This window comes from Agrobacterium vacciniicorymbosi (assembly GCF_040427045.1).
Lineage (GTDB): Bacteria > Pseudomonadota > Alphaproteobacteria > Rhizobiales > Rhizobiaceae > Agrobacterium.
Genome location: NZ_JBETMF010000009.1, coordinates 45842 through 59096, shown reverse-complemented (window position 1 = coordinate 59096; position 13255 = coordinate 45842). Strand labels below are relative to the sequence as shown.

Sequence of the window (13255 nt, the reverse complement as noted above, 5' to 3'; positions counted from 1 at the left end):
TCTCCTATTGTCTGACGACCGTAACGACCGACGCTCCGGTTATCGGGGATCTGAGATCGATGGAGATGACCCTCCGAACCTGGAGCGCATGCAGAGTCGCCTCACCGCGCGGACCGCCACCGAAAGCTTCCACGAGCTTCCCGTAGTGGCCGACGCCCTCGCTTCCCAAGACAGCAACGGCAATCGCGCTGTGCCGTGCGTCGACAGAGGTCATCGCGTTCAAGGCGATGGGCACGAAGCGGGCGAGCAGCGAAGGCTTCAGGTCGACCGAGCGCCGAATGACGATGAAGTGGATTCCTTTCATCCGGTATGCTTGTCGTGCTAGCTCCAATTTCTCCTGATAGACCTCGTCGCCGTTGCGCGGGTCGTCATCGTCCTTCACCTCGACAACCAGCTTCTTGCACAAGCGACGCGGGGTTCCGAGAAGAGGGTGGCTCGCCGCGTCAGCAAACGGCACGCCACGCTGGATGTTCTGGAGAAACTGCGGTTCTACTTCCAGTTCGAGGTCCGGGAAGTATATCAGGGGGGCGTCATCGCCCTCGACATAGATTTCCAACCTGTGGGACTGCGACATCAGCGCATGGACTGCAGTCGCGACCTCCGAAATCTGCAACGTCGGCAGCTCGCATTTCATGGATTCCACCGGCATGTTTCGAAACCCTGATTTCAGGCAGGGGACCGTCGCCGTGGGCTTCGTCTTCCTGCCGGTGATTATCCGCCTCAAGGGCCCTCCCTCCTCTGAACGGACAATGGTGGCGACCACTCCATTGTTTCTGACTGCTCTGATGTTCTTCTTGGGTACAGGCATGATTCATCCTTCTCGGATCGAAGCGATCCGGTTTAAGGTTACCGGTGATTGTTTTAGTGGTGGCCGGCGACTAACTGGCCAGGGCTTCGCGAAATCCGGGTGGGCACGCGAAGAAGCGTGCGAGCGGAGCGCTGGTAGGCTTAAGATCTAGAAGGACCGGAAATAGGCAACAGCCTTCGATGAGGAGCGAAGGTACTGCCCTCATGACTGCTGTAAGGCCGGCTCCGGGGTGGTACGCGGGCAACCGCCGCGCGCTGCGAGCTGCATCTCGGTCAAGTAGCTCGCCCGAGTCTGAGGCGCTGCAGCCATGGCGAAAGGCTGGCAGAAGTAATCGGCTCCTAAGGCATTTGGCATGAGACTTTCTCCAATCATTGAGTTGTTTCTGAAAGGTCCATCTAAAAGCTCGTCGCATGCGACGTGCCCGAACCCGACCGCAGCAGTCATAGAAGCAGAAAAGATTCCGTAAAACCCAATACGATTAGCAGGACTTAACAGCATCTATTCCATTGCTCATCAGGATCCATCCTCAAAAATTCCAAAAGACAGAGAAAGGACTCAAGGTCTACAGGACCAGAGACTGAGTCCTATGAAAACCTGCACGACATCCTGACTTTCAAGGATTCGATGTACCCAAGGAAGAGAGACTGACCGGACGAAGATGAATCCTTCCAATCTCAAATGTGCATCAAGCTCAATCGCGCGAATCTCCTGCCACAGCCACTTGACCGCAAGAAGTTGAAACAGGCATTTTGAACATCGGAGATGGCGACACAAAACACCCGATGGCGCACGAACGGTAAGCTCTACTTTACGGCTAGTTTAATGATTTAAAGAAGTTAGCACGCAAATTGCCACGCTTCAGCAAGAGCTTCGCCTTCGACCGTGTCCGGGTAAAAAGGCGCGCGACGCACATCCGCCAGGCCCAAATGGTTCGAACATCATGCTTCTCCGATCTGTGATTCATTGAGTTCAATCCTCCGCAGGCAGAGTATGAAAAACTCGGTTGCAACCGGTTATCCTCAAAAAGATCCCGGTGGGCGCACTTAGAAATCCTGTTCGCTAGCATCGCGACCAGATAAATGGTATGATTTGCTCCTGAATCCGGGACACTGATTGCTCTGATGCCATCATCCCGGATGTGTTGACGGCGTAGTCAAGCAATACCCGATTCGTATTTGATTGACATCGATAAAATGGATGCAAACGGAAATAGATGCTGAATTTTCGGGATACACTGATGAATGAAACTGAGACCGTTGTCGACCCTGTCTCCGGTAGGATGCTGGATGAGCTGCAGTCCGCCGTGGCGGCTGAAAGGCGCGCAGTTGAGGCTAGCCTCGACAAGATAAGGCGGTGGGAAAAAGCTATTTCCAACCTGCGAGGTGTCCCGGAGGTTGACGGGAACCAGCCGCCACAGACTACGACGGTCCGCCGCGTGCATATGGGTAGTCAGGCGCACAAGCTTCGAACACATGTGATCGAGTTACTGCGTGAAAAAAATCGGCCCTTATCTCGCTCCGAAATCCTGGAGGGACTGGCCTCTAAAGGTGTCGAGCTTAACTTCAAGGACCCTATTAAACGCATCACCAAAATCATGTGGGAAGCAAAGGAATTCCAGCACCTGCCGACTGGCTACTGGTTTGCGGGAACAGTCCCTGAAAGCGACACACTCTAGCCGCGACTTGTCGACCTGTCGGCAAGTTCTGCTTTGAACTTCCCTTCCTGTTCGGTTCCCTTTCGCTCGGCTGCGCGGCGTCGCCGTTCCTCAGTTTCGTTCCGGCATGCTGCTTCCTCGATCTGAGGCCGCCGATCCTTGAGCTCCTGAAATGATCGAAAGGAAACGTTTCACTCCTTATGTGGCCATCCTATCGCGAGTGAGGAAACTCGCGATGCCTATACATGACCGTGGTCGAACAGGGAGTATTGATGCGGAAGCCCGCTCTTCCAAGCTCGAGGTGCCAATTCTGGTCCGGATCGATGTCGTAAGCATCCCTGCCCTCCGAGTCGGCGAAGGCATCGGCTTCCGCTTCAAGCTCTGCCAGCCACCAAGGGAACTGACGCGAAGCTGGCCGGCCTGGTACCAATCACGTTAACGAGTGTCTCTCCACCGGGCACGGGGAAAATGTTCTCGGAACTGCTCCACAATCACCCGGTCGTATTGAAAGCTAACGTCGGCACCCGACCTGACATCGTTTTGAGCCGTGCGATCGATATCGTCCTGAGTAGCTCGACTCATGGCGATCATAACGCCTTTCGGCCCCATCAGGTTTTCATCGCTACGGGAGCGCGCCCCTGTTTGCGATTGGAGGACCGCTATAATTTGCGGAATATTCGATCCCAAAAATGAACTGGTCGAACCAAAAACTGGACTGCCAGGTCAGATCCGAAGAGCGGCATGCGTGCTGGCCCGCTTTGACCTGAGTTCAATAGGACCACGCATTCTTGATAAACAGCTCTATCTCTTCGGGCTCGATCGTCTCCTTCGTATCGGCGGCGTCCGCGACAACGATCTTGGTAACGTCGAGTGCCTTCAGCACATCCTTCGATCCGATCCAATCGTCGTTCCACAACGGTTCTGGCTTCCCGTTGACGATCTGGCAGATCGGCTCCTTGCTGACGAATTCCAAACCCACGGCTTTTGGTTTGGTTAACTATACTGCCGATAACAGAGGCAAACCGGTGACGACGACCGGAGTCTTGTCCGGTACCCGGCCATAGAGGTCGACCACATCCTGATTGATCATCCGCACACAACCCGACGACACGGATTTTCCGATGCTATTCCATTCCGGTGAGCCATGAATCCGGTACAGCGTGTCCTCACCGTTCTGGAAAATATAGAGCGCCCGTGCACCGAGCGGATTTTTCAGGCCGGGGGCCATGCCGCCGTTTGCAATGCTGTAAGGCACCAGTTCAGGCTGCCGGGCGACCATCTCGTCAGGCGGCGTCCAGCGCGGCCACTGGCGCTTATACTGGATGACACCCTTTCCTGACCATTCGAATCCTTGCCGACCTAGACCGACACCATAACGCATCGCCTGTCCGCCCTCGTATGTGAGGTACAGGAAATAATTCGCCGTATCGACGACCAGTGTGCCGGGCCGCTCACCCGTGGGATCGCTCACCATCTGACGGTGGAAGCGCTCGCTGATCTTCTGGTAGGGGATGGCAGGAAGCGGGAATTGTTCTTCTGGCATCGGCCCGTACATCGTCGAGAGAGCGGGACTTTCGACTGGAATTATTGCGGGTCGCTCCTTTTCGACTGTCGTCACGGAACAGCCTGTCAGAGCGACCGCTGCGACCCCTGCCCCGCCCATCATGAATCCGCGTCGAGTTAAAATTTCTGGATGCACTTGATATCCTCATAAGTATTGAAATTAAGCCCGGTGAATATCCGGGCTGATCACGCTGATCCCGCCACGAGTTTGCGGATCTTCTGCAGCCGGACTTCGCGGGGCTCATGCATGTCGAGTGTCCCTTTGAAGCTGCCGTTTGCGTCCATGAGATAGACGCCCGCGGTGTGGTCCATGGTGTAGTTCCCGCCATCGGTCGGCACCTTGCGGGAGTAGGCTGCGAATGCCTTCACTGCGGTGGCCGTCTGTTCGGGAGTACCCCTGAGCGCCATGATCCGCGGATCGAAGGAAGTCATGTAGCCGTTCAGCATCATCTCGGTGTCCCGCTCGGGATCCACGCTAATGAAGATGACATTGAACTTGTCCGCAGTAGAGCCGAGCTCTGCCATGAGGTCGGTCAGCTCGAAGAGCGTCGTGGGGCAGATGTCCGGGCAGTGCGTGAAACCGAAGAATGCCAGATACGGTTTGCCATCCAGAACACCGTTATCGACTGTCTGGCCTTTGTGCGAAACGAGGCGAAATGGCTTGCCGATGGCAGGGGAAAATGAGTTCGACGCATCCGCCACATTACCCGGACGCACATTCAGATCACGGCCCAGGATCAATAGCCCTGTTGCGACCACCGCGACTAGGCACCAGATCACGATCCGGAAAATCCTCACACCTTTCATCAAACCTCCCACCACTGTCCCATGTCATCGGGAATCATTCGTGGGAAAGCCGTAATCCCTCTAGTGGCCTGAGGTTCAATAGCATTCTGACACCCTTTGTCGGTTCTGCGCTGAAGTGACGCACCAAGGCAGGTTTCGATTTTTGCCAGGACACCTGTTTCTTCCGCAACTGGTCTTGACCCTCAAGCTACTAGAGGTCTCACAATCGGAGCGAATCCATTGAGGGCAGAGAATGCGTGAGGCGACAGTGCAATCGGAAGACAGGGCGTGGCTACCGACCTTCGCGGCTTGGATGGTCGCTCTGGCTTCGACTTTGGGCGCGCTGTTCATCGGCGAAGTCATGGGTCAGGCTCCTTGCGACCTCTGCTGGCACCAGCGCGCCTTCATGTTTCCGTTGGCTGTCCTGCTGGCTGTGGCTGCGTTCCGATCGGATGGCCGGGCGTGGTTCTATGCAGCGCCGCTGGCCGCCATCGGATGGCTGATCGCTGCGTTCCACAATCTTCTCTATTTCAAGGTCATCCCGACCGCCATCAAACCATGCGGTCAGGGCCCCTCCTGCTCGGGCGACGGGATGATCCTGTTCGGGGCGCTTCCCATACCCCTTCTCTCGCTTGCAGCATTCACCGCAATCATCATCCTACTTCTTATCGTGCGCCGGAGAACATCAGCATGAACAGACGCACCCTCGTCCTCGCATCGGCCTCGGCCGCTATCGTCGTATTCGCCGGAGGCGCCGCCCTCTATAGCGGCAACACCACCGAGCCGACACCTGTACCTGCACCAATCCCCATGTCGGGGAACGACACACTGGTCAGGATGCATTCTCCTGTCATGGGGCCGGTGTCCGCTCCCGTGACCATCGTCGAGTTCTTCGATCCGTCCTGCGAGGCCTGCCGGGCCTTCTATCCGATCGTCAAGCAGATGATGGCGCAGACGGGATCCGATGTCCGCCTCGTCCTGCGCTACACCGCGTTCCATCAGGGATCCGACGATGCCGTGCGGATACTCGAAGCTGCCCGCAAGCAGAACCGCTTCCAGCCTGTTCTCGAGGCCATACTGGAACAGCAGCCTGTCTGGGCTGATCACGGAAAGCCGGATCTGGAGAAGGCATGGCAGATCGCTGCATCGGCGGGGCTGGATATCGAACAGGGACGCAAGGACGCGGCATCGCCGTCGGTCGATAAAGTTCTCGCCCAGGACATGGCTGATGTTAAAGCCAACGACGTCAAGCAGACACCGACATTCTTCGTCAACGGGAAGCCTCTCACCGAATTCAGCCCCCAAGGTCTCTTGAATCTCGTCAAGGCCGAAATCGATGCGAGCAAGACAGGTTCCTGAATCCTGACTTGAGATATCGGAGCCTGAGCGCATGAGCGGACATCATCACGATCACGGAGCCGACGCTGGCGACAAGCGCATCTGGTGGGCGATCCTCGTCAACGTGCTTCTCACGTTTGCCCAGATAGCCGGAGGCATCGTCTCCGGCAGTCTGTCTTTGATAGCGGATGCAATCCACAATTTCAGCGACGCCGCTTCGCTCGTGATCGCCTACGGCGCGCGAAGGATTGCGCGCCGTCCGTCCGACGATACGATGACGTTCGGCTACGTCCGGGCAGAGATCGTCGCGGCGCTGATAAACTACACGACGCTGATCGTCATCGGCATCTATCTCGTCTACGAGGCCATCTTGCGGTTTATCACGCCGGAACCGATCGAGGGATGGACTGTCGTCATCATCGCGAGCATCGCGCTCGTGATCGACGTGGTCACAGCCATGCTTACCTATGCCCTTTCGAAAACCAGCATGAACATCCGCGCAGCGTTCCTGCACAATGTCTCGGACGCGCTTGGATCGGTGGGTGTCATCATCGCTGGCACACTCGTTATCATCTATGGCTGGACCTGGATCGACCCGGCGATCACCCTCATGATCGCAGGCTACATTCTATGGCAGGCCTTCACCGAAATCGGTGGATCGATCCGTGTCCTGATGATGGGCACGCCTGAGGGGGTCGATGTGAAGAAGGTCGTCGCGGACATGCGCTCCGTCGACGGGGTGAATGACGTGCACCACGTCCACATCTGGCCTCTCGACGAAGGACACAATGCTCTCGAAGCCCATCTCGTAATCAAGGATCTGTCTCTCGCAGAAATCGCTGGCGTCAAGCGCGCCGTGCGCAAGATGCTGTTGGACAAGCACGGGATCGGTCACTGCACCCTGGAGATTGAGACCGTCGAGGATAGTCGCGAAGCGGCGGTGAAGGTCATCGGCCACGTGGTCGACGAAACCTAACCCTTTTTACGTCCTGTGGGCACGCAGTCGGAGAAGATGGTCGACGACGAATGCCGCATCGTCTGCAACGCCAGCGATAAGACCGGAAGCACGGTTTCGCTGCCATGGTCGTCCCACGTAGTACAGGCCCGCGACGGGGGAAATGCCTTCGCGATGGACCGCTTCATGTCGGCTTCCGACCGCCCCTTCGATGTCGATCCAGCGAAAGTCTTGGGCATATCCTGTCGCCCATACGATCGAACCGATGTCCTCGCTCGTCCCATCCTCGAATTTAGCCCGCCTACCGTCGAGGGCGACCAGCCTGGACTTGAGGCTAACGCCACTCCGGATGAGAGAAGCATCATCGTTGCCGCGCGTGGGAAATGGATCTGCTTTTCGCATCCGTCTTCCGATCGTCCCGTACGCTGATACCCGCAGTAAACCGAGCCGCTCAAGCCACCACCATATACTGCGCCCGAGAACATTCTCCGGTAGCAGATTCCGCTGTCTTCCGCGTGCCAGAAGCGTCCGATGCGAAGCCGCCAGTTCCATCGCCACGTCCCTTCCGCTTGCGCCATCTCCGACGACCAGAACAGGGCCACTCGTGATCGAGCCCGCATTGCGGAAGTTCGTGACGTGCATCTGTTGAATGTCGGATGGCATCGAATAGGAGATTTCGGGTGTTCGGGGCGTGGAAAACGCACCCGTGGCGACGATCACCGCCTGACTGATCAAGCGGCCGCCGCCCTCCAGATAAGCGAGGAATAACCCGTCCACCTTTTCGAGCCTGACGACATTCGTCGACCTGATAATCGGGTAGCCGTTGCTCGCGGCGTACCGCTCAAGATAGTCTGAAAATTCATCCTTGGTGGCATAGCCATCGGGATCACCGATCAGCGGGATGCCAGGGAGACTGCTGATGCGGCGCGGCGTAAAGAGCGTGAGGGTGTCGTATCGGTTCCTCCAGCTATCGCCGATCGCTTGTCCAGCATCGACCATCAGGAAGCTCAGCCCTGCCATCCTCAGAGCATTGGCGGCGGCAAGCCCGGCCTGCCCCGCGCCGATGATCAGAATGTCAGCTCGCAGCCCCTTGCTGCTATCCATGGACATCGCGACGCCCGGTCATGGTCGGGCGGAGGTTGCGGTGCCTGCGCCCTCCGGCCTTGCCTCCCGACCTATGTGGAGGAAGCTGTAGGAGAAAACCGCCACGACGAACGTCGCCAGGATCGCGAGCATGATCCAGTTGTTGCGTTTCACCCTGCGCATCCGTTCATCAGGCTTGGCCACGTTCAATCTCCACCCGTCTCTGTCGCCGTCGCTGCCTCGGAACGCTTCCGCATTTCCTTGAAGGGATCGGCCAGCGCTGCGTCCGGCCTGCTGACCGGATAGTTTATTCCCGATATGCGGGCCGCAAGCTTTTCGGCACCGTCCTTCTTGAGAAGCGCGCGGAAGCTCGGATGCATTCCGCCGTCGACATACGCGGATACCGCAGAGCCTCGCTCCGCCATTGCGGCATCGACCTTCTTCTTCTCCACAGCCATTCGCGCTACGAGCTGCGGATCCTGTGGGGCCGAGACAACCGGGCAAGCAGCCAGAGGATCACGCGGTTCGCCCCCGACAAACTCAGTGTTGAACATGTAGCGGCGACCGCACACTGAAACCTTGGGCTGCTGCTTCGTCAGTTCGAAGGCATCGTAGCCTTCCTTGAGCGTCCGCCAGAACGGCAGGTTCTCGTCATCCTTGTGCAGCGCCATGTTTTCAGCAGTCATGCGATAAGGATAGGCCTGGACCTGGAAGCGATCCTGTCCGGACGAGAGGGCCTTGGAGACCACTGCGTAGATTTCGCCGACGCCCTGATCGGTCAAGGCGTAGCAACCGGACGAGGAGCATGCTCCATGGACCATGAGTGCCTCCCCGGTATAGCCGAGTGCGGACTCGAGCCGATTAGGATAGCCTAGATTGAAGGACACATAGTACTGGGACTTGGGGTTCAGCATACCTCTGGACACGTGGTAGAAGCCTTCCGGTGCCTGACGGTCGCCGTTGGCCGTCTTAGGTCCCAGCTTTCCAGACCATCTGCACATCGGGTAGGTCTTGAGCAGCGCATAGCGACCGGTCCCGTTGATCTTCCAGACCTCAAGTTCGCTTTCCTGCTTGAATATCCTGACGAGCACAGGGCTTTCGGGCTTCATTCCCTTCTTCGACATCTCCGTCAGGAGCTTCCCGGAAATCTGAGGCGCCGCCTGAGAGAGGTCGTCGAGAGCCATGTCAGAGACGACGCAGCCTGACAGTGCCGCGCCGACGACGGCTATCACAGCCACTCGGCGGAGAACGGAGTGGATGAAACACGTTATAGGTGCCCGGATCATCTTGGATATCGAGGTCATGCGGTGTTTCTGATGCCCTGGTTCATGGGAACTGCATCGACAAATCTGTTCAAGGACGATACTTCTCCGTTAGATCGGCCTGCGTGATCGAGTGAAAATGCTCGAGCACCCATCCACCCAACGATTCGGCGTGAGTATAGGACCTCTAGCTGCTTGAGGTGCAAGAGGGCTGCCTCTTGAAAATGCATCGTTTCGACGGCGGCGACCTGCACGACAACTTGATTTTCCATCCAGTGCGCCGGGTTCTATTTTTTCCCGATGACAAACCGGACCAAGAAATTCGCCTGCGCTGCATCCTGGATCGCGGTCTTTTCGGTGGCGGGCTACGCGGTTGTGAAGCTCACGCTTGCGGTTGTTTGCTGGGTTACGGGCCACGACCTCTTGGAAGCGATCGTTGGTTCGGTCGCGTCGATTGCGCTTGGTGCGGCCATCGGCATCGAATCCTTCATGTGGTTTAGGGATTGGCGCGCGAAGAGGCTCGATTCTCATTCGACGTCGTGATGGTAGGCTCCTGCAGCGAAATGGTGGATCGTGCCGCACCGGATACCAGTAGCTCACTTGATTTAGCGTGGGAGAAGCCTCACTTTCGCGGCATCACCTACCTGTTGGGTTGCAAACAGGGATCGTTTGCGTGATGAGGTTTATCGCGGCCAGCATCCGCAGGCGTGCCGCATGGAGGATCGATGCTCACTATTGGAGACCTGTCGAAGACGACCGGTGTGAAAGTGCCAACCATCAGATATTATGAACAGATGGGGCTTCTGTCACCGCCGGAGCGCTCGGAAGGCAACCAGCGCCGCTATTCCAGAACCGAGCAGGAACGCCTCTCGTTCATTCGGCACGCGCGCGATCTTGGTCTGACCATAGAAGCGATCCGTGAGCTGATCGATCTCAGCCAGCATCCGGAGAAACCATGTGAGGAGGCTGACAGGATCGCGGCAAAACAGCTCGTCGCCGTCCGACAGAAGATCGAACGGCTCAGAAAGCTAGAGGCAGAACTCGAGCGAATTTCCACACACTGCCACTCCAATCAGGTGCGCGACTGCTACGTGATCCGTGCCCTGGCCAATCATGACATGTGCACCACGGATCACGATTGAGAACCGGAACGATGCCTCTGTTCGAAACGAAAGAGAGAACCAGGACCTCGCCTAAACGGCAGGGCGAACGGAACTATGACTTCTATGATACGTCCGGGCGAAACCCCTTCGTCATTTATCGCGAGACGGTTGAAGGCTGGCTTGCCGAATTTCCTGCTGAAGAGCAATCGGATCTTGTCAGTCGGATGAGGGACGGCACGGACGTCCAGTACGAGCAGGCTTTGGCCGAAATCGTTACATACGTCGCGCTCCGACGTTCAGGCCTCGAAGTCGAGGTACATCCGCAGTGTCCACACCCGACGAACAGGCCTGACTTCCTTGTGAGGGATAGTGCCGGAGACTCACTTGCATATGTGGAGGTCACCTCGTTCGGACCGGATGTGAAGAGCGTCGCCCGCGACAATCGTGAGGCGGCCATCTACAACGGATTGGAAACGGTGGATCTGCCACCTGGCTGGCTGCTTGGATACGGCGTCAGGGCTCATGGAGCGACTGCTCCCAGTGTCAAAAAGCTCAAGGCCCAAGTCGAGCAATGGGCGCGTGAGGAATGTGGAGAAGACGCAAACCATGTTCCAATGAGAACATTCGAGGCGCAGGACTGGCGAATCGAGCTGACCTTGCTTGGGGGATTTGACAAGGGAAAGGTCTATGATCGAAAGATCGGCGCGGCCATGGGTGGGCTGCGTTCGGTGGCTCCACATCGGGATCTCCGCGTCGCGCTTGACAACAAGGCTCGGAAATACGGGATAGAGGCCATCCCCTACCTGATAGTCGTCGCGGACTGCAAGGGTTCGATACCGTTGGGCGATCATGTAGAGGATACTTTGCTGGACGGACTATTCGGAACACCCGCGGTTCGGTTTCGCAAACTTCCCGATGGTGGCTTTCAGACCTTCGACGTGAGAGGCGGCGACGGGTTCTGGGGATCCCACGGTGCCGCTCGAAACACCAATGTGAGCGCGGTGGCGATTCTGCCCGAACCGAACCTCTGGAAGCTTCGCGATCCTCGCTGGCAGCCGATCATCGCCTATAATCCCTTCGCCAGTTGCCCGATTGCTCACCATGTGTTCCCGTTGTCGGGTTTCGGTCCAGTGGTCGGTGAGGAAGGCTACGGACGGGTAGAAGGATCGAACCTCGCCGATATCATCGGACTTCCTCACGAGTGGCCTCCGGAAGACTAGATCAAGGGTATCGACAGCGTTCATTTGCTCGCCGTGAGATCATACCCCGGTCGCCAGTCATGCCTGCTACGCGACGAAGTCGTACAGCAGCTTGATGTTCAGCAAGGCGATCACCACGGCGATGACCCAGGCAAACGACGTGAGCCAAAGCGGTGCCTTGAGTTCCCCCATCTTCGCGCGATCAGAAGTGAACAGCACGAGCGGAAATACTGCGAAGGAAAGCTGGAGACTGAGGACGACTTGGGTGAGGATCAGTAGCTGTCCAGTGCCGCTGTCTCCGAATGCGATGGTGACACCCGCGGCGGGAATGATGGCTATCCCCCGCGTGATCAGGCGGCGAAGCCAAGGTGCTAGCTGAATCTTGAGGAACCCCTCCATGACGATCTGGCCAGCAAGGGTCGCGGTCACGGTCGAATTGATGCCGCAGCACAAAAGCGCGATCCCGAACAGCGTCGGAGCGATGGCAAGGCCCAGCAGTGGCGCCAGCAGATTATGGGCTTCACCCAGTTCCGCAACGGACGTCTGTCCGGTCTTGTGGAAAGTCGCCGCGGCAAGGATAAGGATGGAGGCGTTGACGAGCAAAGCGAACATCAGTGCGACGGTGGAGTCGATCGTCGCGAACTTCAGGGCTTCGCGCTTTTCAGGTAGCGTGTGGCCGTAGTCGCGGGTCTGCACAATTCCAGAATGGAGATAGAGGTTGTGCGGCATGACGGTCGCGCCGAGGATGCCCAGCGCAAGATAGAGCATGTCGGGGTTGGTGATGATCTCAGTGGTGGGCGCGAATCCGAGAATGACCTGGCCCCAGTCCGGATCGGCAAGCGCGATCTGGATGGTGAAGCAGACAGCGATCACGCCGAGCAGCGTTATGACGAGCGCTTCGACCCAACGGAAGCCCAGCTTCTGAAGGTACAGGATCAGGAAAACGTCCAGTGCGGTGATGATCACCCCTAGTTCCAGCGGTATCCCGAAGATGAGGTTGAGGCCGATCGCGGTGCCGATCACCTCGGCGATGTCTGTCGCGATGATGGCGATCTCGGCCAGCAGCCACAAAACCATAGCCACTGGCTTGGGGAAAGCGTCCCGGCACGCCTGCGCCAGATCCCGCCCGGAACCAATGGCAAGCCGCGCACAGAGCGACTGCAGGACGATCGCCATGATGTTCGAAACAAGTGCCACAGTGAGCAGCGCATATCCGAACCTCGATCCACCAGCCAGCGAGGTCGCCCAGTTGCCCGGATCCATATATCCGACTGCGACAAGATAGCCGGGGCCGAAAAACGCCATCGCCCTGCGGAATGTGCCTGAACCAGCAGCAACTCCGATGGAACGGTGAACATCCGATAGAGATGCCTCACCCACGGTCCGCCGCCAGCCTTTGATCGGTTTGTCCATAGCCCCGCCTCGCCTTCATAGCCCTTGCTATATTGCAACTGCAAATCATTCGCATTAATCGATGGCGTTGGCAAGACGATATCCTTTGGTG

15 protein-coding genes are annotated in these 13255 nt (G+C 57.5%); 7 read left to right on the top strand and 8 right to left on the bottom strand.

Going from position 1 to position 13255, the window contains the following annotated elements; translation table 11 throughout:
- Window positions 1–4 precede the first annotated feature (4 nt).
- The gene (locus ABUK73_RS15160; RefSeq protein ID WP_353578013.1) at window positions 5–808 is read right to left on the bottom strand and encodes a hypothetical protein; all 804 of its coding nucleotides are present in this window, start codon (window positions 806–808) and stop codon (window positions 5–7) included.
- Window positions 809–2045: 1237 nt separating this feature from the next.
- Here ABUK73_RS15160 and ABUK73_RS15155 point away from each other — a divergent pair.
- On the top strand, window positions 2046–2483 hold the full coding sequence (locus ABUK73_RS15155; RefSeq protein WP_353578012.1) for a transcription initiation factor IIE subunit beta family protein: 438 nt from the start codon (window positions 2046–2048) through the stop codon (window positions 2481–2483).
- A 748-nt stretch (window positions 2484–3231) separates the two neighbouring features.
- Here the strand turns inward: ABUK73_RS15155 and ABUK73_RS15150 are convergent.
- The 3 genes from ABUK73_RS15150 to ABUK73_RS15140 form a co-directional block, all read right to left on the bottom strand.
- On the bottom strand, window positions 3232–3435 hold the full coding sequence (locus tag ABUK73_RS15150; RefSeq protein WP_353578011.1) for a hypothetical protein: 204 nt from the start codon (window positions 3433–3435) through the stop codon (window positions 3232–3234).
- Between the two features lie 24 nt (window positions 3436–3459).
- Entirely contained in the window at window positions 3460–4128 is a 669-nt protein-coding gene (locus tag ABUK73_RS15145; protein WP_353578010.1) for a L,D-transpeptidase, read from the bottom strand.
- A gap of 83 nt (window positions 4129–4211) precedes the next feature.
- On the bottom strand, window positions 4212–4832 hold the full coding sequence (locus ABUK73_RS15140; RefSeq protein WP_353578009.1) for an SCO family protein: 621 nt from the start codon (window positions 4830–4832) through the stop codon (window positions 4212–4214).
- Window positions 4833–5064: 232 nt separating this feature from the next.
- Between ABUK73_RS15140 and ABUK73_RS15135 the strand changes: the two genes are divergently transcribed.
- The 3 genes from ABUK73_RS15135 to ABUK73_RS15125 are packed head-to-tail and all read left to right on the top strand — an operon-like array spanning window position 5065 to window position 7125.
- The gene (locus ABUK73_RS15135) at window positions 5065–5505 is read left to right on the top strand and encodes a disulfide bond formation protein B (protein ID WP_353578008.1); all 441 of its coding nucleotides are present in this window, start codon (window positions 5065–5067) and stop codon (window positions 5503–5505) included.
- Window positions 5502–6170 (top strand): DsbA family protein, encoded by a 669-nt coding sequence (locus ABUK73_RS15130; protein ID WP_353578007.1) that lies wholly within the window; start codon window positions 5502–5504, stop codon window positions 6168–6170. Before ABUK73_RS15135 ends, ABUK73_RS15130 begins: the two co-directional genes overlap by 4 nt.
- Window positions 6171–6201: 31 nt before the next feature.
- A complete protein-coding gene (locus ABUK73_RS15125; RefSeq protein WP_353578006.1) occupies window positions 6202–7125 on the top strand; it encodes a cation diffusion facilitator family transporter in 924 nt (307 codons plus the stop codon).
- Window positions 7126–7131: 6 nt separating this feature from the next.
- On the opposite strand, the gene ABUK73_RS15120 is transcribed toward ABUK73_RS15125, so the two are convergent.
- From ABUK73_RS15120 to ABUK73_RS15110, 3 genes are read right to left on the bottom strand one after another with little or no spacing between them, the layout of a single operon-like run.
- On the bottom strand, window positions 7132–8208 hold the full coding sequence (locus ABUK73_RS15120) for a flavin-containing monooxygenase (protein ID WP_353578005.1): 1077 nt from the start codon (window positions 8206–8208) through the stop codon (window positions 7132–7134).
- 18 nt (window positions 8209–8226) lie between these two features.
- Entirely contained in the window at window positions 8227–8391 is a 165-nt protein-coding gene (locus ABUK73_RS15115) for a hypothetical protein (RefSeq protein WP_353578004.1), read from the bottom strand.
- 2 nt (window positions 8392–8393) lie between these two features.
- Complete coding sequence (locus tag ABUK73_RS15110; protein WP_353578144.1) at window positions 8394–9473, bottom strand: L,D-transpeptidase family protein; 1080 nt, start codon at window positions 9471–9473, stop codon at window positions 8394–8396.
- Window positions 9474–9749: 276 nt separating this feature from the next.
- Between ABUK73_RS15110 and ABUK73_RS15105 the strand changes: the two genes are divergently transcribed.
- The 3 genes from ABUK73_RS15105 to ABUK73_RS15095 all read left to right on the top strand — a co-directional run bounded on the left by ABUK73_RS15105 (window position 9750) and on the right by ABUK73_RS15095 (window position 11772).
- Entirely contained in the window at window positions 9750–9992 is a 243-nt protein-coding gene (locus ABUK73_RS15105; protein ID WP_225246013.1) for a hypothetical protein, read from the top strand.
- 182 nt (window positions 9993–10174) lie between these two features.
- Window positions 10175–10591 (top strand): MerR family transcriptional regulator, encoded by a 417-nt coding sequence (locus tag ABUK73_RS15100; RefSeq protein WP_225246014.1) that lies wholly within the window; start codon window positions 10175–10177, stop codon window positions 10589–10591.
- Window positions 10592–10602: 11 nt separating this feature from the next.
- Window positions 10603–11772: a hypothetical protein gene (locus tag ABUK73_RS15095; protein WP_353578003.1), complete on the top strand. Its 1170-nt coding sequence runs from the start codon at window positions 10603–10605 to the stop codon at window positions 11770–11772.
- A gap of 66 nt (window positions 11773–11838) precedes the next feature.
- Here the strand turns inward: ABUK73_RS15095 and ABUK73_RS15090 are convergent, their stop codons facing one another.
- On the bottom strand, window positions 11839–13164 hold the full coding sequence (locus ABUK73_RS15090) for an Nramp family divalent metal transporter (protein ID WP_353578002.1): 1326 nt from the start codon (window positions 13162–13164) through the stop codon (window positions 11839–11841).
- Between the last annotated feature and the right edge of the window lie 91 nt (window positions 13165–13255).